18 protein-coding genes are annotated in these 22,184 nt (G+C 71.4%); 6 read left to right on the plus strand and 12 right to left on the minus strand.

Features of this window, described 5'->3' with window-relative positions; translation table 11 throughout:
- Nucleotides 1-14: 14 nt before the first annotated feature.
- Nucleotides 15-1,040 (minus strand): glycosyltransferase family 2 protein, encoded by a 1,026-nt coding sequence (locus ACGFYU_RS34460; protein ID WP_393831242.1) that lies wholly within the window; start codon nt 1,038-1,040, stop codon nt 15-17.
- A gap of 290 nt (nt 1,041-1,330) precedes the next feature.
- Between ACGFYU_RS34460 and ACGFYU_RS34465 the strand changes: the two genes are divergently transcribed.
- The gene (locus ACGFYU_RS34465) at nt 1,331-2,710 is read left to right on the plus strand and encodes an LCP family protein (RefSeq protein WP_393831267.1); all 1,380 of its coding nucleotides are present in this window, start codon (nt 1,331-1,333) and stop codon (nt 2,708-2,710) included.
- Nucleotides 2,711-2,752: 42 nt separating this feature from the next.
- Here the strand turns inward: ACGFYU_RS34465 and ACGFYU_RS34470 are convergent, their stop codons facing one another.
- Nucleotides 2,753-3,289 (minus strand): acyl-CoA thioesterase, encoded by a 537-nt coding sequence (locus ACGFYU_RS34470; RefSeq protein ID WP_382647360.1) that lies wholly within the window; start codon nt 3,287-3,289, stop codon nt 2,753-2,755.
- A 106-nt stretch (nt 3,290-3,395) separates the two neighbouring features.
- On the opposite strand from ACGFYU_RS34470, the gene ACGFYU_RS34475 reads away from it, so the two are divergent.
- Nucleotides 3,396-4,754: an LCP family protein gene (locus ACGFYU_RS34475; RefSeq protein ID WP_393831243.1), complete on the plus strand. Its 1,359-nt coding sequence runs from the start codon at nt 3,396-3,398 to the stop codon at nt 4,752-4,754.
- A gap of 63 nt (nt 4,755-4,817) precedes the next feature.
- On the opposite strand, the gene ACGFYU_RS34480 is transcribed toward ACGFYU_RS34475, so the two are convergent.
- Nucleotides 4,818-5,900: a sugar phosphate nucleotidyltransferase gene (locus ACGFYU_RS34480; protein WP_393831244.1), complete on the minus strand. Its 1,083-nt coding sequence runs from the start codon at nt 5,898-5,900 to the stop codon at nt 4,818-4,820.
- 256 nt (nt 5,901-6,156) lie between these two features.
- Between ACGFYU_RS34480 and ACGFYU_RS34485 the strand changes: the two genes are divergently transcribed.
- Nucleotides 6,157-8,199, plus strand: a complete 2,043-nt coding sequence (locus ACGFYU_RS34485; RefSeq protein WP_393831245.1) for a calcium-binding protein — start codon at nt 6,157-6,159, stop codon at nt 8,197-8,199.
- Between the two features lie 65 nt (nt 8,200-8,264).
- Here ACGFYU_RS34485 and ACGFYU_RS34490 read toward each other — a convergent pair whose 3' ends face one another.
- A complete protein-coding gene (locus tag ACGFYU_RS34490; RefSeq protein WP_393831246.1) occupies nt 8,265-8,909 on the minus strand; it encodes a hypothetical protein in 645 nt (214 codons plus the stop codon).
- A gap of 133 nt (nt 8,910-9,042) precedes the next feature.
- Nucleotides 9,043-10,200, minus strand: coding sequence for an acyl-CoA dehydrogenase family protein (locus tag ACGFYU_RS34495; RefSeq protein WP_393831247.1), 1,158 nt, complete (start codon nt 10,198-10,200; stop codon nt 9,043-9,045).
- Nucleotides 10,201-10,413: 213 nt separating this feature from the next.
- Between ACGFYU_RS34495 and ACGFYU_RS34500 the strand changes: the two genes are divergently transcribed.
- Nucleotides 10,414-11,757: a UDP-glucose dehydrogenase family protein gene (locus ACGFYU_RS34500; protein WP_393831248.1), complete on the plus strand. Its 1,344-nt coding sequence runs from the start codon at nt 10,414-10,416 to the stop codon at nt 11,755-11,757.
- Between the two features lie 78 nt (nt 11,758-11,835).
- On the opposite strand, the gene ACGFYU_RS34505 is transcribed toward ACGFYU_RS34500, so the two are convergent.
- The 4 genes from ACGFYU_RS34505 to ACGFYU_RS34520 all read right to left on the minus strand — a co-directional run bounded on the left by ACGFYU_RS34505 (nt 11,836) and on the right by ACGFYU_RS34520 (nt 16,034).
- Nucleotides 11,836-12,891 carry a membrane dipeptidase gene (locus ACGFYU_RS34505; protein WP_393831249.1) on the minus strand — a complete coding sequence of 352 codons (1,056 nt, stop codon included), beginning with the start codon at nt 12,889-12,891 and terminating at the stop codon, nt 11,836-11,838.
- A 292-nt stretch (nt 12,892-13,183) separates the two neighbouring features.
- Nucleotides 13,184-14,374: a dipeptidase gene (locus ACGFYU_RS34510; protein ID WP_393831250.1), complete on the minus strand. Its 1,191-nt coding sequence runs from the start codon at nt 14,372-14,374 to the stop codon at nt 13,184-13,186.
- A complete protein-coding gene (gene purE, locus ACGFYU_RS34515) occupies nt 14,371-14,898 on the minus strand; it encodes a 5-(carboxyamino)imidazole ribonucleotide mutase (RefSeq protein WP_393831251.1) in 528 nt (175 codons plus the stop codon). The genes ACGFYU_RS34510 and purE overlap by 4 nt, the downstream gene beginning before the upstream one ends.
- Complete coding sequence (locus ACGFYU_RS34520; protein WP_393831252.1) at nt 14,895-16,034, minus strand: 5-(carboxyamino)imidazole ribonucleotide synthase; 1,140 nt, start codon at nt 16,032-16,034, stop codon at nt 14,895-14,897. The genes purE and ACGFYU_RS34520 overlap by 4 nt, the downstream gene beginning before the upstream one ends.
- A 221-nt stretch (nt 16,035-16,255) precedes the next feature.
- On the opposite strand from ACGFYU_RS34520, the gene ACGFYU_RS34525 reads away from it, so the two are divergent.
- Complete coding sequence (locus ACGFYU_RS34525; protein WP_393831253.1) at nt 16,256-16,801, plus strand: GtrA family protein; 546 nt, start codon at nt 16,256-16,258, stop codon at nt 16,799-16,801.
- 25 nt (nt 16,802-16,826) lie between these two features.
- Here ACGFYU_RS34525 and ACGFYU_RS34530 read toward each other — a convergent pair whose 3' ends face one another.
- Together ACGFYU_RS34530 and ACGFYU_RS34535 are read right to left on the minus strand one after the other, a co-directional pair.
- A complete protein-coding gene (locus tag ACGFYU_RS34530; protein ID WP_393831254.1) occupies nt 16,827-18,092 on the minus strand; it encodes an ATP-binding protein in 1,266 nt (421 codons plus the stop codon).
- A 13-nt stretch (nt 18,093-18,105) separates the two neighbouring features.
- Complete coding sequence (locus tag ACGFYU_RS34535; RefSeq protein WP_327385112.1) at nt 18,106-18,783, minus strand: response regulator transcription factor; 678 nt, start codon at nt 18,781-18,783, stop codon at nt 18,106-18,108.
- Between the two features lie 492 nt (nt 18,784-19,275).
- Here ACGFYU_RS34535 and ACGFYU_RS34540 point away from each other — a divergent pair, with 492 nt between their 5' ends.
- Nucleotides 19,276-20,793, plus strand: a complete 1,518-nt coding sequence (locus ACGFYU_RS34540; RefSeq protein WP_393831255.1) for a peptide MFS transporter — start codon at nt 19,276-19,278, stop codon at nt 20,791-20,793.
- 75 nt (nt 20,794-20,868) lie between these two features.
- Here ACGFYU_RS34540 and ACGFYU_RS34545 read toward each other — a convergent pair whose 3' ends face one another.
- The gene (locus ACGFYU_RS34545) at nt 20,869-22,182 is read right to left on the minus strand and encodes a hypothetical protein (protein WP_393831256.1); all 1,314 of its coding nucleotides are present in this window, start codon (nt 22,180-22,182) and stop codon (nt 20,869-20,871) included.
- Between the last annotated feature and the right edge of the window lie 2 nt (nt 22,183-22,184).

Here is a 22,184-nt window from a genome sequence, read left to right on the forward strand (position 1 = left end):
CGTCCGGAGGCGCCTCAGACCTGCGAGGCGTCGCGGCGCACGGCCGGACGGCGGCTCGCGATGACCTTGTTCGCGAGTGCGCGCGGGCTCGTCAGGAAGCCGTAGCCCCAGCACAGGTGCATGGTGGCCATCGCGAGCGGGATCTGCGCCCGGGCCTTGAGGGACAGGCCCTTGCCCGCCGGGACGGAGCCCGCGGCGATCGCCGCGAGGTAGCCGGCCGGGACGGCGAAGCCGAGCGGGGTGAGCGCCACGCCCACGACCACGCCCGCCGCGAGCGCGCAGACCAGGGTCGGCGGGGCCAGGTAGCGGGGATTGATGGAGCCCGCGTGGTAGCGGGCCACCACGTGCCGCCACCGCCCGTAGTCCTTGTACTGCTTGGCGAGGGCCCGTACGGAGCGACGCGGGCGGTACTGGACCTTCAGCTCCGGGGAGAACCAGATCAGGCCGCCGGCCTCGCGGATGCGGAAGTTCAGCTCCCAGTCCTGGGCGCGGATGAACTCCTCGTTGTAGCCGCCCTGCTGCTCCAGCGCCTCCCGGCGGAAGACGCCGAGGTAGACGGTCTCGGCCGGGCCCGCCTGGCCGCCGGTGTGGAAGGGCGCGTTGCCGACGCCGATCCTGGAGGTCATCGCGGCGGCGACGGCGTCTTCCCAGGCGTTCTGGCCCTCGGCGTGCATGATGCCGCCGACGTTCTGCGCACCGGTCTCCTCCAGGAGGCGCACCGCGGTGGCGATGTAGTTCGGCGAGAGCATGCCGTGGCCGTCGACGCGTACCACGATCGGGTGACGCGAAGCCTTGATGGCGGCGTTGAGGGCCGCCGGGGTCCGGCCGGTGGGGTTCGGGACGGTGTGGACTCGGGGATCCTCGGCGACGAGCTCGGCGGCGATCTCGTCGGTGCGGTCCGTGGACGGCCCCAGCGCGATCACCACCTCCATCTCGCCCGCGTACTCCTGTTCCAGGATGTGGCGGACGGAATCGCGGAGGTAGTGCTCCTCGTTGAGCACCGGCATGATCACCGAGACGGCGGGCTGCTGGGTGGGCATGGGGTCCTTCACGGTCGGGTACCGGTGTCACGTTACCGCGTACGAGGGAACCGGGTGCGCGCCGAGTGAGCGGTACGGACAGAGGCTGATCGTATGGGCCTACTGTTCTGACGAATCAGACCGATACGACCCGCCCCCCGACTGGTCTCCAGCTGATCCCCGCGGAGGTGTCCACCGTGCCCCAGCCGCACCGCCCCACCCGTCCCGCCAGGCCGCCCCAGCCGCAGCGCGCACGGCGCGGCGGTACGGGCGGACCGGTCCGGCGCCGCGGTGAGCGGCCCCGGTGGGGGGTGCGGCTCGCGGGCGGGCTGGCGGTGCTGGTGCTGGGCTCGGGGGCCATCGGGCACGCGGTGATGACCGGGCTGGACACCGGGATCGAGCGGGTGGACCCGTTCAAGGACATGAAGAACCGCCCGCAGGCCGGGCACGGCCAGAACTTCCTGCTGGTCGGCACCGACGGCCGGGAGAAGATCACCCCGGAGGAGAAGCGCGAGTACCGCCTCGGCGGGGCCCCCTGCCACTGCACGGACACGATCATGCTGGTGCACCTTTCGGCGGACCGGGAGCGGGCGAGCGTCGTCAGCCTGCCCCGCGACAGCTACGCCGAGGTGCCCGCGCACCGGGACCTGGTCACCGGCAAGGCGCACAAGGCCCACCCCGTGAAGCTGAACGCCGCGTACGCGGAGGGCGGGCCCAATCTGACCGTGCGGACCGTCGAGAACATGACCCGGGTGAAGATCGACCACTACCTGGAGGTCGACTTCACCAGCTTCATGAAGACCGTCGACGCGATCGGCGGCGTGGACATCTGCACCGCCAAGACCATGCGCGATCCGAACACCGGCCTCGACCTGCTGCCGGGCAACCACCGGCTGAGCGGCGGACAGGCCCTGCAGTACGTGCGCTCCCGCCACGTCGACGGCGCCTCCGACCTCGGCCGGATGCAGCGCCAGCAGCGGTTCATGGCCGCCCTGATCAAGCAGGCGACCGGCGGCGGGGTCCTGCTCAACCCCGTGAAGTTCAAGCAGGTCAGCTCCACGCTGCTCGGCTCGGTCCGGGCCGACACGGGCTTCGGCTCGGAGCAGATGCTCGCCCTCGGGCAGGCGATGCGCGACTTCACCCCGTCCTCGTCGGAATTCGCCTCGGTGCCCGTCGGCGATCCCTCCTTCCCCCTCAAGGGCATCGGCTCCACGGTGAAGTGGGACGAGCCGAAGGCCGCCAAGCTGTTCGAGGCACTGCGGGAGGACCGCCCGCTCGCCCCGCCCCGGCCCGGGACGACCGGCGCCCGGCCCCCGGCGGTCCCGGTGGACGTGCCCCCGCAGCAGGTCCGGGTCCAGGTGGAGAACGGGACCCGGATCGACGGGCTGGGCGGCCGGGTCGACGCGGCGCTGCGCGCCACCGGCTTCGACACCACCCGGGCCCCGGGGAACGGCGCCAGCCGCGAGGTCAGGCGCACCGTGATCGCGTACGACCCGCGCTGGGACCGCTCCGCCCGGTCGGTGTCGACCGCGTTGCCGGGCAGCGAGCTGCGGGCGGTGGCGGGCCAGGGCCGGACGGTGCTGGTGATCGCGGGCGCGGACTACCGAAAGGTGGTGCCGGTGCGGGCGGAGGACCCCTACCAGGGCTCCTTTGGGGTGGTCACGGGCGACCAGGTCGTCTGCGGGAGGTGAGGGCGGCCGCGGCACTGCGTCGGGCCGCGGCCGGGCGTCACGTCAGTCGTCGAAGCCCTGCGCCGCGCGCTCCTCGCGCAGGGCCATGATGGCCTGGCGGCGGGCGAGGCGGTGGGTGCGGCGGATCTGGGCCTCCTGGTTGCGCCGCTCGTCCTGTTCCGTCTCGGGGATCACGGGCGGGACCCGGCGGGGCTTGCCGTCGGCGTCCACGGCCGCGAAGACCAGGTAGGCGCTGCCGACCTGGGTGGCGGGGGTGGACTCGTTCCACCGCTCCGCGAGGACCCGTACGCCGATCTCCATCGAGGACCGGCCGGTCCAGTTGACCTGCGCCTTCACGTGCACGAGGTCGCCGACCCGTACGGGGGCGAGGAAGGCCATCTCGTCCATGGACGCCGTGACCGCCGGGCCGCCGGAGTGGCGGCCGGCCACGGCACCGGCCGCGTCGTCCACCAGCTTCATGATCACTCCGCCGTGCACCGTGCCCAGGAGGTTGGTGTCGTTCGCGGTCATGATGTGGCTGAGGGTGGTCCGGGAGGCCGAGACCGGCTTTGCCTCCGGTGCGTCCGCTATCTCTGTCATACGGCCACCTTAGATGCGCGGGGCGGGCATCAGCTCTGCAACAGCCCAGGCACGGAACCCGCCCCGGGCTGTCGGACGACACGCCCGGGCAGGCATCCTTGGGCGCATGAATGAATGGCCTGCAGGGTGGAACGGCGACCGCGAGGACCGCGGCCGCCGCGACGACGGGTACGGGCGCGGCAGCGCGCAGGCGCAGCCGGAGGGCGCGCAGCGGATGCGGCACGTGCAGCGGCAGCAGCCGCCGCAGCCCGCACAGCCCCCGCGGCCCCCTCGGCAGCCCGGGCAGCCGCCGCGGTCCCCGCGCACGGCGAGGCCCTCGGTCCCCCCGCAGCAGGCGCAGAGCCCCGACACCTACGGCGGCTACGACAGCGGCTACAACACCGGCCAGATCTACGGTTCGCCCTCGGGCGGCGCTCCCGCCGGGCCCGGTGGGCCCGGGCAGCCGCCCTCGGGGCCCGGCCGGCCCGGACGCGCGCCCGGCCCCGCACCGGACTGGCGCAGGCGGATCAAGATCGGCTCGATCGTGCTGGTCTCCGCGCTGCTGGTGACCACCGTCTCCACGTACTTCTGGGCCGACTCCAAGGTGCGCCGCGAGGTGGACCTCTCCAAGGTGATCGAGCGCCCGAAGGAGGGCGACTGCACCACGTACCTGATCGTGGGCTCCGACAGCCGCGAGGGCATGTCCGACGAGGAGAAGAAGAAGCTCCACACGGGCTCGGCCGAGGGCAAGCGGACCGACTCGATGATGATCCTGGCGAAGTGCTCCAGCGGGAACACCATGATCTCGCTGCCGCGCGACTCGGAGGTGGAGATCCCCTCCTTCGTCGGGTCCCAGTCGGGCAAGAAGTTCCCGGCGCAGGGGCGGCGGGTCAAGCTCAACGCGGCGTACGCGGAGGACGGCCCCGAGCTGCTGGTGCGCACGGTGGAGCACAACACCGGCCTGCGGATCGACCACTACGCGGAGATCGGCTTCGCCGGCTTCGCGAACATCGTGGACGCGCTGGGCGGGGTGGAGCTGGACATCGAGCAGGGCTTCAAGGACGAGAAGTCGGGCGCCGACTTCAAGGCGGGCAAGCAGACGCTGAACGGCGAGCAGTCGCTGGCCTTCGTACGGACCCGCTACGCCTTCGCCGAGTCGGACCTGCAGCGGACGAAGAACCAGCAGAAGTTCCTGGCGGCGCTCGCCAACCAGGCGGCCACGCCGTCCACGGTCCTCAACCCGTTCGAGCTGTACCCGCTGCTGGGCGCGGGGCTGGACACGCTGATCGTGGACAAGGACATGGGCCTGTGGGACATGGGCCAGATGTTCTTCGCGATGAAGGGCATCAACGGCGGTGACGGCGTCTCGATGAACATGCCGATCAGCGGCCAGCACGCGGGCAACCTCGTCTGGGACAAGGCGAAGGTGCAGCAGCTGGTGAAGCAGATCCAGAACGACGAGAAGGTCACCGTCCGCGGCAACTGACGCTGACCACGATCCCCCGGACCGCGATCGGCGGTCCGGGGGATCGTGGTCGGCGGCCCGGCGTCAGGCGTCCGGGGAGAAGCGGATCGCGGCGTCGGGCAGCTCGGCGTCGCACCACACGCGGGCGCCTGCCCGCAGCTCGTTGTCGGCCCCCACGACCGCGCCGTCGCCGATGACCGCGCCGTCCAGTACCGTACGGGCGCCCACCGAGGCGCGGGCGCCGACCAGGCTGGCGCTGACCTGCGCGTCCGGGCCGATCACCGCGTCCTCCAGCACGATGGTGCCGTGGACGGCCGCACCCGCCCCGATGCGTGCTCCGGCGCCCACGACGGTGCCCCCCGACAGCTTGGCCCCGGCCGCCACCTCGGCGCCGGGCAGCACCAGGGACTCGCCGCGGCGGCCCGGTACGGCCGGGGAGGAGACGACGCCCCGGACCAGGTCGGCGGAGGCCTGGATGATGGACTCGGGCCGGCCGAGGTCCATCCAGTACGTGTTCTCCGTGACCCCGTGCAGCCTGGCCCCGGCGGCGAGCAGGCCGGGGAAGGTCTCGCGCTCGACGGAGACCGGGCGGCCGGCCGGGATGGAGTCGATCACGCTGCGGCGGAAGACGTAGCAGCCGGCGTTGATCTGGTCGGTGATGATCTCCTCGGGGGTCTGCGGCTTCTCGGTGAAGGCCAGCACCCGCCCCTCGGAGTCGGTGGGGACCAGGCCGAAGGCGCGCGGGTCCTCGACCCGCACCAGGTGCAGGGAGACGTCGGCGTCGGCGGCCTTGTGGGACTCGACGAGCCCGGCGATGTCCAGGCCGGTCAGGATGTCCCCGTTGAAGACGAGGACGGAGGAGTCCGGGCCGCCGGTCAGGCGCTGCGCGGCGTTGCGGATGGCTCCGCCGGTGCCCAGCGGCTCCTCCTCGACCACGTACTCCAGGCGCAGGCCGAAGTCGGATCCGTCGCCGAAGTACGGCTCGAAGACCTCGGCGAGGTAGCAGGTGGCCATCACGATGTGGGTGACACCGGCGGCGGCGGCCCTGGCTATCTGGTGGGCGAGGAACGGGACGCCTGCCGTGGGGACCATCGGCTTCGGCGTGTTCACCGTCACCGGGCGCAGCCGCGTCCCCTGTCCGCCGACCAGCAGGATCGCTTCCGTCATTGCGTTCTCCCCAACCGATTACTCCGGCGTACGAAGGGCCAAATTTAGCCCATCCGGGAGGTCCGCAGATGCCGTCGGCGGCGAACGGCGCGAAGGGCACCGTCGGCCGCGGCGCGCGTCGGCGTGAACGCGCACGCCCGTACAGCGGATGCACCCGGCGTGTCCCGAAATGCGCCTGTCGTGCAGTCGATCATGGCTTCCGGGTTCCCTTGCACGGACCCCCGGCCCTCGCCCGCCATCCGAAGGAGTCGCCCGCATGACCACGCCCCTGGCAGCTCTCCGTACAAGACTCCGTCTGACCTGCGCGGCGACCGCCGCGGGTGCGGCACTCCTGCTCACCGTGCCCGGTGCGGCGCTCGCGGCGCCGGGAGACCTGGACCCGGCCTTCGACGGGGACGGGAAGGTCATCACCGACCTCGTCTACTACGAGGACAGCCAGGACATGGTGCTCCAGCCAGACGGCAAGATCATCACCGTCGGCAGCCTGACGCCGGCCGAGGGCGGCGAGAACGGCAGCGATTTCTCCCTCCTCCGCTACAACCCCAACGGCTCCCTGGACGCGACCTTCGGCGACGGCGGGGCTGTGACGACGGACCTCAGCCCCGGCGACGGGGGCCGCGCGGTGGCCCTGCAGTCGGACGGAAAGATCATCGTCGCCGGGGACACCATCGTGGAGGAGGGCGGCATCAGCTGGGGCCAGTTCACGGTCCTGCGCTACACCGCGAACGGCGCGCTGGACCCGACCTTCGGCACCGGCGGCCGGGTGTCGCCGGACTTCGGCCGCGGATCCTCGGCCGGCGCGCTGCGCGTCCTGGGCGACGGCAGGATCCTGGCCGCGGGCGGAGCCCAGGGCGCCTTCGCGCTCGCCCGCCTGACGCCCGAAGGCATCCTCGACACCACCTTCGGCAACGGTGACGGCCGGGTGACGACCGAGTTCGCGGGCGGCGGCGCGTCCGTAGAGGACCTGGCGCTCCAGACCTCCGACGGAAAGATCGTCGCCGCCGGCCGGGCCGGCTACACCTCCCCCGCGTACACCACCGACATCGCCCTGGCCCGCTACACCACGGACGGCGACCCGGACCCCGGCTTCGACACCGACGGAAACGCGACCGTCGACTGGGGTAGCGCGGCGGACACCGCGAACGGCGTCGTCCTCCAGCCGGACAACAAACTGGTCGTGGCCGGCTACGGCTCGGAGGGCTTCACGACAGCCCGCTTCAACACCGACGGCACCCCGGACACCACCTTCGGCGGGGACGGCCGGGTGGGCACCACCTTCGAGGCCGGCGGCGGCGCCGCCCACGACGTGGCACTCCAGGCCGACGGAAAGATCGTCGCCGCCGGTTCCGGAGCCGGCCCCGGGGACGGACACGACTTCGCGGTGGTCCGCCAGAACACCGACGGAAGCCTGGACACCACCTTCAGCGGCGACGGCAAGGTGACAACGGACGTCGGCCCGTTCTACGAGGACGACTGGGAGGAGGGCCATTCCGTGGCCATCCAGCCGGACGGAAAGATCGTCGTGTCCGGCGTCACGGAGGACTCCACCGCCCGCGGCCTGGTCCGCTACCTGGTGTCCGGAACCACGCCCCCCACCGCGGACGTGTCCGTGACGAAGGACGGCGCCACCTCGCTCAGCCTCGGCGACGCCGTCACCTACACCGTCCGCGTGACCAACAACAGCACCACGACCGCGGCGACCGGCGTCCAGCTGACCGACGCCCTCAGCGGCACGGCAGCCGGCACCGTCCTGGGCACCACCACCACCCAGGGCAGCTGCACCACCACCCCCACCCAGGCCACCTGCGCCCTGGGCACCCTCCCCGCCGGAGCCACCGCCACGGTGACGCTCACCGCCGAGCCCTCCCGAGCCGGCTCCCTCACGGACACGGCCACGGTCAGCGCCCAGAACGACACCACCCCCGGCAACAACACCGCGACCCGCACCACCACCGTCACCAACACCCGCGGCTGCACCATCGTCGGCACGAGCGGCAACGACACCCTCAACGGCGGCTACGGCAACGACGTGATCTGCGCCCTCAGCGGCAACGACACCGTCAACGCCTCCTTCGGCAACGACACCGTCCACGCCGGCCCCGGCAACGACCGCGTCGACGGCAGCTACGGCAACGACACCCTCATCGGCGGCCCCGGCAGCGACAACCTCATCGGCAACTTCGGCACCGACAGCCTGAACACCGTCGACGGCGTCTCCGGCAACGACACCGCCAACGGCGGCTACAACACCGACACCTGCACCACGGACCCGGGCGACACCCGCATCAGCTGCCCCTGAGGGAAGGGGCCGACAGGGCAAAGCCCCCCGGCGTCCACCGGGGGGCCGTACGCGTGCGTGGGCCGTCAGGCCGCGAACGGATTCGCGTGGCCCGGGAGCTGCTGCCCCGGGCGGAGGAACCGCGTGCGGCCGTGCTCGTCCCGGACGGGCACGAACCCGGCCTCGGTCAGCCGCTGTGCGATCTTCTGCCGGCGGACCGCCCCGATCTTGAAGCCCGCGAGCAGGAAGCCGGCCATCGCGGCGCCGCCGAACAGCGCGCCGAGCGGCATCCCGGCGACGAGGAGGATGAGGGGCAGGACCGCGCAGCATGCCCACGCGATCAGCTTCTGCTTCTTGTCCGCGGCTTGGGCCATGGCGTCGAACATGATGCGGTCCTTCGCCAGGGCGACGGCCTGCTCGGCCTCGGGGAGGGGCTTGAGCGAACCGGGCCGCATCCCGGGCACCGTCCCGCCGTTCCCGGCCTGCGGGTGGGCGGTGATGGTGGCCGCCTCACGGGCCCGCGCCTCGGGGCGCGCGTCGCGGTACATGAGGACCGCAATGAGCGTGTTCTTGTGTCCGGTCCGCCGTGTTTCCCCGTACTCGAAGCCGTACTGCTCGGCGATGTGGACCAGGGCGGCCGCGCGGCGGGGAGAGCTCTCCGGGCCGATCTGGAACACGTCCTGGCGCGCGATCTGCTGGAGCGTGTGCGCGACCAACCGTTGTACGGACATCTACTCTTCCCGCCCTGAACCACAGCCCGATGACCTGTCGGCGCACAGACTAGCCACGCCCCCGGAACGCCGGAAGGCCCCGGCCACAGCCGGAGCCTTCCTCGTCAGTGCAGGTCAGAGCACGTACCGCCCGTTACGGGAGGTTGCGGGCCATGACGATGCGCTGGACCTGGTTCGTGCCCTCGTAGATCTGGGTGATCTTGGCGTCGCGCATCATGCGCTCCACCGGGTAGTCGCGGGTGTAGCCGTAGCCGCCGAGGAGCTGGACGGCGTCCGTGGTGACCTCCATGGCCACGTCGGAGGCGAAGCACTTGGCCGCGGCGCCGAAGAAGGTGAGGTCGGTGTCGACGCGCTCCGACTTGGCGGCCGCCGCGTACGTCAGCTGGCGGGCGGCCTCGATCTTCATGGCCATGTCCGCGAGCATGAACTGCACGCCCTGGAAGCCGCCGATCGGCTTGCCGAACTGCTTGCGCTCCTGGACGTAGCCCTTGGCGTAGTCCAGGGCGCCCTGGGCGATGCCGAGGGCCTGGGCCGCGATGGTGATGCGGGTGTGGTCCAGGGTCTTCATCGCGGTGGCGAAGCCGGTGCCCTCGGCGCCGATCATGCGGTCGGCCGGGATCCGGACGTTGTCGAGGTAGATCTCGCGCGTCGGGGAGCCCTTGATGCCGAGCTTCTTCTCCGGGGCGCCGAAGGAGACACCCTCGTCGGACTTCTCGACCACGAAGGCGCTGATGCCCTTCGAGCGCTTCTCCGGGTCGGTCACCGCCATGACGGTGTAGTACTCGGAGACGCCCGCGTTGGTGATCCAGCGCTTGACGCCGTTGAGGACCCAGAAGTCGCCGTCGCGGACCGCGCGGGTCTTCATGCCCGCCGCGTCGGAGCCCGCTTCGGGCTCGGAGAGCGCGTACGAGAACATCGCGTCGCCCTTGGCGAGCGGGCCGAGGTACTTGGCCTTGAGCTCCTCGGAACCGGAGAGGATCACCGGGAGCGAGCCGAGCTTGTTGACCGCCGGGATGAGGGAGGAGGAGGCGCAGACGCGGGCCACCTCCTCGATCACGATGACGGTGGCGAGGGCGTCGGCGCCCGCGCCGCCGTAGGTCTCGGGCACGTGGACGGCATGCAGGTCGTTGGCGACCAGGGCGTCGAGGGCCTCCTGGGGGAAGCGGGACTCCTCGTCGACCGCGGCGGCGAACGGCGCGATCTTGGCCTCGCAGAGAGCGCGGACCGACTCGCGGAGCATGTCGTGCTCCTCGGCCGGGCGGTACAGGTCGAAGTCGGCAGAACCCGCCAAGATCTCTCACTCCCCAGGGTGATGCGTGATGCGTGTGCTAACTACCGTTAAGTAACCCAAAGCTTAGTGTCCGGCACACGGATGGCGATATGGACGGCCTACGTGAGTTGCGTGACAGCGGCGGCGCCAGCGGTGGACTCCTGGGGAACGTCCCCCCTGGCAGGCCCGACTATGCTCAGTGGCCGCAAACGGCCCCGCACCTCTGGAGCACCCATGGCCCCCCTCAGGATCACTGTGATCGGCACCGGTTACCTCGGCGCCACGCACGCCGCGGCGATGGCGGAGCTCGGGTTCGAGGTGCTCGGGCTGGACGTGGTGCCGGAGAAGATCGAGATGCTGGCCTCGGGCCGGGTGCCGATGTACGAACCCGGGCTGGAGGAGCTGCTGGGCGCGCACGTGGCCGGGCTGCCGGGCTCCACGGGGCGGCTGCGCTTCACGCAGTCGTGGGAGGAGGTCGCCGAATTCGGCGACGTCCACTTCGTGTGCGTGAACACTCCGCAGAAGCACGGGGAGTACGCCTGTGACATGTCGTACGTCGATGCGGCGATGGAGTCGCTGGCCCCGCACCTGAAGCGGCCGGTGCTGGTGGTCGGCAAGTCCACGGTGCCGGTGGGCTCGGCGGAGCGGCTGGCCGCGAAGCTGGCCGAGCTGGCCCCGGCGGGCGAGGGGGTCGAGCTCGCCTGGAACCCGGAGTTCCTGCGGGAGGGCTTCGCCGTGCAGGACACCCTGCACCCCGACCGGATCGTGATCGGCGTACAGGGGGAGCGCGGCGAGAAGCTGCTGCGCGAGGTGTACGCGACGCCGATGGGCGAGGGTACGCCGCTGGTGGTCACCGACTTCCCGACGGCGGAGCTGGTGAAGACGGCCGCCAATTCGTTCCTGGCGACGAAGATTTCTTTCATCAACGCGATGGCCGAGGTGTGCGAGGCCGCCGGCGGCGACGTGGTCAAGCTGGCGGAGGCCATCGGCTACGACGAGCGGATCGGCGCGAAGTTCCTGCGGGCCGGGATCGGCTTCGGCGGCGGCTGCCTGCCCAAGGACATCCGGGCGTTCATGGCCCGGGCCGGTGAGCTGGGCGCCGACCAGGCGCTGACCTTCCTGCGGGAGGTCGACTCGATCAACATGCGGCGGCGCGGGCACATGGTGGAGCTGGCGCGCGAGGCGGTGGGCGGGTCCTTCCTGGGCAAGCGGGTGGCGGTGCTCGGCGCCACCTTCAAGCCGGACTCGGACGACGTCCGCGACTCCCCCGCGCTGAATGTCGCCGGGCAGATCCATCTGCAGGGTGGACAGGTCACCGTGTACGACCCCAAGGGGATGGACAACGCGCGGCGGGTCTTCCCGACGCTGGGCTACGCGGACTCCGCGGTGGATGCGGCTCGTGGGGCGGAGGTCGTGCTGCACCTCACGGAGTGGCGGGAGTTCCGGGACCTTGATCCCGCGGAGCTGGGCGGTGTGGTCACCGATCGGCTGATCCTGGACGGCCGCAACGCGCTTTCCGCCGAGCGGTGGCGCGCCGCCGGGTGGACGTACCGGGCGATGGGGCGCCCCCGCGCCTGAGTGATGGGGCGCCCCCGCGCCTGAGTGCGGCGCCGTTGCCGGGGGCTCCGCCCCAGGTGTGCCTGTGCGCCTGCCAGGTCAGGTCCGGCGGTGGTGTTGGGCGGCGCGGGAGGTGAACTCCGCGTCGCGCAGGACCCGTTGGGCGTTGCCCCAGGTCAGGAGGGAGAGGTCGGACTCCGGCCAGCCCCGTTCCATGAGCTCCGCGATCAGGAGCGGGTAGCCCGAGGGGTCGGTGAGGCCGGCCGGACGGGGGTTGCGGGGTTCGGTGCCGAAGGCGGCGCCGAGGCCGACGCACTCGGGGCCCGCGACCGCGCGGACGTGGTCGAGGTGGTCGGCCACCGCGTGGAGGGAGTCCCCGGTGCGCGCGGCGTCGAAGGTGATCATCGCCAGGCCGTTGGCCGCCCGCAGTGCGAGCAGGACCTCGTCGGTCACGTTCCCCGGATGCGGGTTCAGCGCCGCCGCGGCCGTGTTGGAGATGATCACCGGTGACTTGGAGGCGCCGGCCAGCTGGCAGGCCGCCACGGGTGGGCAGCCGGTGAGGTCCAGCAGCATCGCCAGCCGGTTCACCTCCTTGACCACCTCGTGGCCGAAGGCCGTCAGGCCCTCCTGGGCCCAGGGCGCTCCCGCCGGCGCGAGGATCCGTACGCCCAGCGCGTGGAAGGCGCGCAGCGCCCCCAGGGAGTCGGTCAGCGTGCGGCCGGGCACCGGGCCCAGGAACGAGGCGATACGGCCCCGGTTGCGGGCGTCCACCATGTCGTCGGCGGTGAGCGCCAGGCGCAGGCCGTCGGGGTAGCGGCGCATGAGGGTCAGCGCCACGTCGATCTGTTCCAGGGTGTCGGAGACGACCTGGTCTGATTCCGAGGCCTCGCGCGGGGTCAGGAGGGACCAGAACTGGGCCCCGACCCCGCCGGCGCGCAGCCGCGGGATGTCGGTGTCGACACCGATGTCGGGGGTGTCGATGTCGTGGTACGGGCTCTGGCGCAGCGTCCAGACGAGGGTGTTGCACCCGTCCGCGACGGGATGCACGGAGAGCAGCACGGCGGCCCGGTCGAGGGCGCCGGCCACCACGGTGGGTGCGGGAAGGTCTTCTGCTCCGATGCCCACGGAGTGGGGTTCATCCTGCAGGTCGGCCATGGCGTTCGCTCCGGTCTCGGCGGCAGCAGGGAGAGATGGTGCCACCGTGACACGCGGGGCGTGTGTGCCGCCCGGCGGGTGCGGCATTCGGGTGGCGGGCCTTGGCGTTGCTGGGCGGGGCCGCTCCCGACCCGCCCTGCCGCTGCCCTCCGGGTGCCGCCCGTACAAGACCTGGGGCTCCGCCCCAGACCCCGCGCCTCAAACGCCGGCGGGGCTGGATTTGCCCGCCCAAGCACGCACGTGCGGCTCAAAGACCGGCGGGGCCGGATCGGCCCCGCCGGGTGGGGGCGGGTCAGCGGGCCGTGGGCAGGACCGCGTTCGACGGGCCGCGGGTGGACGAGAGGTCGCGGGAGACCGATTCCGCGTCGCGGAGGGCGCGGACCGCGTTGGACCAGGTCAGCTTCGCCAGGTCGGGCTTCGACCAGCCGCGCGACAGCAGCTCCGCGATCAGGTTCGGGTAGCCCGCCACGTCGTCCAGACCGGCCGGGGTGAAGGCCGTGCCGTCGTAGTCCCCGCCGATGCCGATGTGGTCGACGCCGGCCACCTCGCGCATGTGGTCCAGGTGGTCGGCCACCGTCGACGCCGTGGCCACCGGGCGGGGGCGTGACTCCTCGAAGGCCCGGTGCAGGGCCATCGCCTCCGGGGTGGTGTCCAGGTGGTGCAGGCCGTGCGCGCGCAGGTTCTCGTCCGCCGCCTGGGTCCAGGCGACCGCAGCCGGGAGGATGAACTTCGGTACGAAGGTGGCCATCGCCACCCCGCCGTTGCCCGGCAGCAGCGCGAGCACGTCGTCCGGGACGTTGCGCGGGTGGTCGCAGACCGCGCGCGCCGAGGAGTGCGAGAAGATCACCGGCGCGGACGTGACCGCCAGGGCGTCTCGCATCGTCGTCGCCGCGACGTGCGAGAGGTCCACCAGCATGCCGACGCGGTTCATCTCGCGGACGACCTCGCGCCCGAAGTCCGTCAGGCCGCCGTGCCGAGGCTCGTCGGTCGCCGAATCCGCCCAGTCGATGGTGTCGTTGTGCGTGAGCGTCATGTACCGCACGCCCAGCTGGTGCAGGGCGCGCAGCGTGGCGAGCGAGTTGTTGATGGAGTGCCCGCCCTCGGCGCCCATCAGCGAGGCGATGCGGCCGTCGGCGCGGGCCGCCTCCATGTCGTCGGCCGTCAGCGCCCGCGCCAGGTGGGCGGGGTAACGGTCGATCAGCTGGTCGACCGCGTCCACCTGTTCCAGGGTGGCGCTGACCGCCTCGTCCCCGGTGAGCTCGGTGGACACGTACACCGACCAGAACTGCGCGCCGACGCCGCCGGCCCGCAGCCGCGGGATGTCGGTGTGCAGGTACGCCGACTGGTCCCCGGCGATGTCCCGCCGGTCCAGGTCGTAGCGGACCTGCTTGCGCAGCGCCCAGGGCAGGTCGTTGTGGCCGTCCACGACGGGGTGCTCGGCCAGCAGCTCGCGCGCCTCGTCCAGGCGCTGCGCCGCGCTCACTTGCCGAATCCGAAGGACTCCGCGCCCGCGACCTTCGTACGCAGCCGCTTGCCCTTCTCGGTGGCCTGGTCGTTCAGCTCCTGCTGGAACTCGCGCATGCGGGCCAGCAGCTCCGTGTCGTGCGCGGCCAGCATCCGTACGGCGAGCAGCCCGGCGTTGCGCGCGCCCGCGACGGAGACCGTGGCGACGGGAACTCCCGCCGGCATCTGGACGATCGACAGCAGCGAGTCCATGCCGTCGAGGTACTTCAGCGGCACCGGGACGCCGATGACCGGCAGCGGGGTGACCGAGGCGAGCATGCCGGGCAGGTGGGCGGCGCCGCCGGCGCCGGCGATGATCGCCTTGAGGCCGCGGCCCGCGGCCTCCTCCCCGTACGCGACCATCTCGCGCGGCATGCGGTGGGCGGAGACGACGTCGACCTCGTAGGAGATCTCGAACTCGTCCAGGGCCTGGGCCGCGGCCTCCATGACCGGCCAGTCGGAGTCCGAGCCCATGACGATGCCTACGACGGGAGAGGTGCTCATTCGGTGATCGTTCCTCTGAGGTAGCCGGCTGCGTGACGTGCGCGTTCCAGCACATCGTCAAGGTCGTCGCCGTAGGTGTTGACGTGGCCGACCTTGCGACCGTGTTTCACGTCCTTGCCGTACATGTGGATCTTCACCTGCGGGTCGTGGGCCATGCAGTGCAGGTACGCCGCGTACATGTCGGGGTAGTCCCCGCCGAGCACGTTCGCCATGACCGTCCACTTGGCGCGGGGGCGCGGGTCGCCCAGCGGGAGGTCCAGGACCGCGCGTACGTGGTTGGCGAACTGGGAGGTGACCGCGCCGTCCTGGGTCCAGTGGCCGCTGTTGTGCGGGCGCATGGCCAGTTCGTTGACGAGGATGCGGCCGTCGGTGGTCTCGAAGAGCTCCACGGCCAGGTGGCCGGTCACGTCGAGCTCCTTGGCGATGCGCAGGGCCAGGGCCTGGGCCTCGCCCGCCAGGGCCTCCGAGAGGTTCGGGGCGGGGGCGATCACCGTGTCGCAGACCCCGTCCACCTGGACGGACTCGACGACGGGGTAGGCCACCGCCTGGCCGTGCGGGGAGCGGACGATGTTGGCCGCGAGTTCGCGGACGAAATCGACCTTCTCCTCCGCGAGGACCGGGACGCCCGCCTTGAACGGGGCCTCCGCGTCCTCGGGGGTGCGGACGAACCACACGCCCTTGCCGTCGTACCCGCCGCGCACCGTCTTGAGGATGACCGGGAAGCCGCCCACCTCGTCCGCGAAGGCCGCCACGTCCACCGGATCGCGCACGATCCGGTGGCGGGGGCTCGGCGCGCCGATCTCGTCGAGCTTGGCGCGCATCACCCCCTTGTCCTGGGCGTGCACCAACGCGTCGGGCCCCGGGCGGACGGGGATGCCGTCCGCTTCCAGGGCCCTGAGGTGTTCGGTGGGTACGTGCTCGTGATCGAAGGTGATCACGTCGCAGCCGCGCGCGAAGGCGCGCAGCGTCTCCAGATCGCGATAGTCGCCGATGACGACGTCGCTCACGACCTGGGCCGCCGAGTCCTGTGGGGTGTCACTGAGGATCTTGAATCTGATGCCGAGGGGGATGCCCGCCTCGTGGGTCATGCGGGCGAGCTGTCCGCCGCCGACCATGCCGACTACCGGGAACGTCACTCCTCCAGGGTATCCGGCGGTATTCCGCCATCCGGACGCAGCCCTGGCGCGGACCCGTCGGGTCCGCCTCGCGCGGGCCCCCTGTGGGCCCCGGTGTGCCGTGCATCGCACGGTGCCCGAAGGCACAGACGGACCACAGGGGCGACACTTACGATGGGTGGGTTGACCAGAACACCGGACGCCCCTCGCGGGGCGGTGACCGACAGGGACTGAACCATCCGATGAGCACACCGGGGTACGGATCTGTCCTCGAACGCGCCCGCGCCCTCGTCCGCGAGGTCGCGAAGTTCGGGGCGGTCGGCGGTCTGGGCGTGCTGGTCAACCTGGGTGTCTTCAACCTGATCCGCAACACCACCGACCTCCAGGTGGTGCGCGCGAGCGTGATAGCCACCGTCGTGGCCATCGCCACGAACTACATCGGCTTCCGCTACTTCGCCTACCGCGACCGCGCCAAGAGCGGCCGCACCCGCGAGCTGGCCCTGTTCGCCGCCTTCAGCGCGATCGGGCTGGTCATCGAGAACGGCGTGCTGTACACGGCCACCTACGGCTTCGGCTGGGACGGCCCGGTCGCCACGAACGTCTTCAAGTTCATCGGCATCGGAACCGCCACCGTCTTCCGCTTCTGGTCCTACCGGACCTGGGTCTTCAAGGCCCTCCCGCCGGCCGCCCCGGCTCCCGCGGCCGAGCCGGTGCCCGAGCCGGCCCCGCTGCCCAGGCCGGAGCGCAAGCCCGAGCCGCTTCCCGAGCCCGAGCCCGCGAACAACTAGTACGCCGCCCGGCCGGCCCGCGGGCTCAGCGGACCGTGGCCTCCGGCTCGGCCCGCTCCGGCGCCGTCCGGCTGAGGAAGAGGGCGAAGACCGGCGGCTGTGTCTGGAGCAGCTCCAGGCGCCCGCCGTCCGCCTCCGCGAGGTCCCGGGCGACCGCGAGGCCGATCCCGGTGGAGTTGCGGCCGCTGATCGCCCGCTCGAAGATCCGGTTGCCGAGGTCCGGCGGGACCCCCGGGCCCTCGTCCGTGACCTCCAGCACCGCCTGGTTGCCGATCACCCGGGTGCGCAGGGCGACCGTGCCGCCCCCGTGCATCAGGGCGTTCTCCACCAGCGTCGCCAGGACCTGGGAGACCGCTCCCGGGGTGCCCACGGCCCGTACTCCCTGCTTGCCGGAGCGCACGATGGCCCGGCCCGCGCTGCGGTAGGCGGGCCGCCACTCCTCCACCTGCTGTTTGACGACCTCGTCGAGGTCGAAGGGGACCGCGGAGCCCGTCCGCGGGTCCCGCGAGTTCGTGAGCAGCCGCTCGACCACGTCCGTGAGCCGCTCCACCTGGGTGAGGGCGATCGTCGCCTCCTCCCGTACGGTCTCCAGGTCCTCGGTGACCGTGATCTCCTCCAGCCGCATCGACAGGGCCGTGAGGGGCGTGCGCAGCTGGTGCGAGGCGTCCGCGGCGAGGCGCCGCTCGGCGGTGAGCATCCGGCCGATCCGCTCGGCGCTGGAGTCCAGTACGTCCGCGACCCGGTCCAGCTCGGGGACCCCGTACCGCTTGTGCCGGGGCCGCGGGTCGCCCGATCCCAGCCGCTCGGCGGTCTCGGCGAGGTCGGTGAGCGGGGAGGCCAGCCGGTTCGCCTGCCGTACGGCGAGCAGGACGGCCGCCACGACGGCCAGCAGCGCCACGGCGCCGACCACCGCCAGGGTCCGCCCGACCTCCTTGGTCACGGTGGAGCGGGACTCCTCGACGACCACGACCTCGCCCTGCTCGCCGCGCGCGGTGCCCCGGATGACGCTCTCGGGGATGCGGTCGCCCACCTCGACGACCGGCCGGCCCGGGATGGTGATCCGGGCGTAGCGGCCGGTGTCGAGCTGCTCGGCGAGCGCTTCGGGGTCGACCGCCTTGTGCTCCAGGACGTTCGACTCGACGATGCCCACCAGCCGCAGCGCCTCGGATTCGACCCGGTCCTGGGCGCTGCTGGTGATGGTCCGGGTCTCCACGATGACCAGGGAGACCCCGAAGACGGCGATCACGACGAGGACCACGGCGAGCGTGGAGTTGATCAGGCGGCGGCGCATGGCTCAGTACGTACTAGCTCTTCTCGAAGCGGAAGCCGACGCCCCGGACGGTGGCGATGTACCGGGGGTTGGCGGCGTCGTCGCCCAGCTTCTTGCGCAGCCAGGAGATGTGCATGTCGAGGGTCTTGGTGGAGGACCACCAGGTGGTGTCCCAGACCTCGCGCATGAGCTGGTCGCGGGTGACGACACGGCCGGCGTCGCGGACCAGGACCCGCAGGAGGTCGAATTCCTTCGCCGTGAGCTGGAGCTCCTCCTCCCCCATCCAGGCGCGGTGCGACTCGACGTCGATGCGCACGCCGTGGGTGGCGGGCGGCTGGGTGGCCTCGGTGGCGCCGCGCCGGAGCAGGGCCCGGACCCGGGCCAGCAGCTCGGCGAGACGGAAGGGCTTGGTCACGTAGTCGTCGGCTCCGGCGTCCAGGCCGACGACCGTGTCGACCTCGTCCGCGCGGGCGGTGAGGACCAGGATCGGGAAGCCGTGGCCTTCGGCTCGCAGCCGGCGGGCGACTTCGAGGCCGTCCATGCCCGGCAGTCCCAGGTCCAGGACGACGAGATCGACGCCGCCCTGCAGTCCGGCGTCCAGGGCGGTGGGGCCGTCCTCCCGGACCTCGACCTCGTACCCCTCCCGGCGCAGAGCACGGGCCAGGGGTTCCGAGATGGATGCGTCGTCCTCGGCGAGCAGTACACGCGTCATGTGGGTGATGGTAGTCCGCACACGGTGAAACCAGGGTCGTGCCGGTAGACCCCTGTCTATCTGCGCTTATGAACTACTAAGCGCCTTCGAATATGATGAATGGTTCCCACGCCACCCTGTGATCCATATCTCAAGTCCTTTCATATGCCGCAGTGTCGTGTCGTATGGTGGCGAGACGCCTGATGCACTACCTCAGGGACCTTTGTGCCGAAAAGCGAGCCAAAGGTCTCTATTTCTGTCCTGACCGGATCGAGCAGTCTTGATGGACTGCCCTGTCCGGGCTTGATGACAGTGAATGACCTGTGGGCCGGGCCCCTCTCGCGATGGTGCGTGAGCGGGCGTGGATCCCGGTTACGGATGTTCCTGCGCTCCCCGCACGAGGGGGGCGGACCCCCGGGCGTGGGGTAGGGCCCCGTCGCCGGTGCCGGCCACCCCCCACCGGGCGCTGATGAGCTCACGAAGCCAAGCGTCCCGAGCAAGCAAGGATCGACCATGGCTTCCAGCCTGACGAGGGACTCCGCGGCGCCGTCCGCCGAGAAGACCTTCTTCGGACACCCCCGTGGCCTGGCCACTCTGTTCATGACCGAGATGTGGGAGCGCTTCTCCTACTACGGCATGCGCGCCCTTCTCGTCGTGTACATCCTGTCGGGCGGCCCCGACGCGGCGGAGGGCAGCCAGGCCGGCGGCCTCGCCATGCGGACCGCCGTCGCCACGGCGATCTACTCCGTCTACGTGGCCATGGTCTACCTCATGGCCCTGCCCGGCGGCTGGTTCGGCGACCGCGTCTGGGGTGCCCGCAAGACGGTCACCGTCGCGGGCGGCGTGATCATGGCGGGCCACTTCGCGCTCGCCGTCCCCGGACAGGCGATGTTCTTCGTCGGTCTGGCCCTCGTCGCGGTCGGCTCCGGCCTGCTGAAGGCCAACATCTCCACGATGGTCGGCCACCTCTACGACGGCCCGACGGACCCCCGCCGTGACGGTGGCTTCACCCTCTTCTACGTCGGCATCAACCTCGGTGCCTTCGTCGCGCCGCTGGCCATCGGCACCGTCGGCCAGACGGTCAACTGGCACCTCGGTTTCGCCATGGCCGGTGTGGGCATGGCCCTGGGCCTGGCCCAGTTCCTCCTGGGCACCAAGCACCTGAGCCCGACGAGCAACCTGGTCCCGAACCCGCTCTCCGCCCAGGAGCGCAGCGCGATCATCGTCAAGGCCGCCGCGGTCGTCGGCATCGTCGCCCTCTTCTACGCGATCGTCGGCTTCGCCGGCGTCTTCACGCTGAACTGGGCCATGGTCCCGCTGACCATCGCCGGTCTGCTCATCCCGATCGGTGTCCTCGCCCGCATCAAGCGCGACAAGGACCTGAACGCCACCGAGCAGTCGAAGATGACCGGCTACATCTGGTTCTTCGTGGCCGCCGCCGTCTTCTGGATGATCTACGACCAGGGTGGCTCCACCCTGTCGGCGTTCGCCGAGACCAACTCCGCGAACACGCTGCTCGGCTTCGACTTCCCCTCGACCTGGTTCCAGTCGCTGAACCCGCTCTTCGTGATGTCCCTGGCCCCGGTCTTCGCCTGGCTGTGGATCTGGCTGTCGCGCAAGAACCAGGAGCCGTCGACCATCGTGAAGTTCGCGATGGCCCTGGTCCTGGTGGGCGGCTCGTTCTTCGTCTTCGTCGTGCCGATGGGCATGGCGGCCGGCGACGCCAAGGTCAGCCCGATGTGGCTGGTCTCGATCTACATGATCCAGACCATCGCCGAGCTGTGCCTGTCCCCGGTGGGTCTGTCCGTCACCACCAAGATGGCCCCGAAGAAGTACGCGAGCCAGATGATGGGTGTCTGGTTCCTGGCCGTCACCGCCGGTGACTGCACCACCAGCCTGCTCTCCATCGCGGGTGTGGACCTCAACGGCACCTCGATCATCGCGGCGCAGGCCGCGCTGGCGACGCTCGCGGGCTTCGCGATCTACATGTACCGCAAGAAGGTCCAGGGCCTGATGGGCGACGTCCACTGACGTCACCGTCACCCTGAGCCGTGCGGACGGCCCGGCACACCTCTCGGTGTGCCGGGCCGTCCTGCGTTTCCAGGGTTACCGGGTGCCGCGCAGGCGGCGCCACGGGGTGAACGTGAACACCGCGCCGCCGAGCAGGATCACCGTGCCGGCGACCAGGGCCAGCGCCTTGATGCCGCCCTCGTCCTCGGCTCCGGTCTCGGCGAGGCCGCCGCCCGGGTTGGACGTGGTGGCCCCGGTGGTGGACGGGGAGCCGGAACCGCCCGGCTGGGCGGTGGTGTCCAGCTCCAGGGAGACGCCGCTGCTGGTCGCCTTGCAGGGGACGTTGATCGGCGTCGAGCCCGGGGCCATGGTGACGTCGATGGTCAGCTGGTCCGGGCTCAGCGTGACCTTGCCGCTCTTGCCGGGCTTGTAGGTCCCGGTCATGTCGCTCAGGCTGACCGGGGCCTTGTCCGGGATCGGCTCCGCGTTGGCCGGGCCGGAGACCTTGACCGTGCCGCTGTCGGCGCCGCCGAGCTTGACGTCCATCGAGGGCTTGAGGGCCCCCGCGGGCAGGGCCATGGGCGCGGCCATCGCGCCCTTCGCCGTCTTGACGGTCAGGTCGTAGCTGCCGCCGTTCTTCTTGGCGTTGATCGTGACCGGGGTCTTGATGCCCCCGGGGACGACCGCACCGCAGTCGAAGGCGACCTCGACGGCCTTGCCCGGGAAGTCGGTCTGCCCGCCGCCGCCTCCGCTGGTGGAGCCGCCGCTCGTCGTCCCACCACTGGTCGTGCCACCACTGCCACCGCTCGTCGAGCCGCCACTGGTGGTGCCACCACTGGTCGTGCCGCCGCTCGTCGAGCCGCCACTGGTCGTGCCGCCGCTGGAGCCGGCCGACACGTCGATGGTGGCCGCCGCGCTCACCTCGCCCACGGGCGCGCACTTGGTGACGAACGTGCCGAAGGAGAAGGTGACGGCGACGTCGTACTTGCCGGGCGTCAGGGTGATCTTGCCGGCCTTGGTGAGCTTCAGTTTGCCCTTCATGGTGGACATGACCATGGGCGCCTTCTTGGGGATCTCCGGGTTCTTCTTCTCCCCGACGACCTTGAGCTCGCCCGCCCCGCCGCCCAGCGTGATCCAGCCGGTCGGCTGGACCGAGTCCTTCGGGATCACCATCAGGTCGGTGTTGTTGGACGCCGGCTTGACGGTCTCCCAGGAGACGTCCACCTCGTCGCCGACCTTGGCGGTGGCCGGCGCCGTGATCTTGGCGGTGGTCTCGCCCTCCACCGGGTCGCCGCCGCCGGCCGGCGGAACGCACTTGACCTTGAATGTGGTCTCCGCGGCCTGGGCGGGGGAAGCCGCCATGGCGATACCAGCGCCGCCGAGCAGCAGCGCGACCACGGCCGCGCTCACCC

Origin of the sequence: Streptomyces sp. NPDC048337 (genome assembly GCF_043201175.1) — a bacterium.
GTDB lineage: Bacteria > Actinomycetota > Actinomycetes > Streptomycetales > Streptomycetaceae > Streptomyces.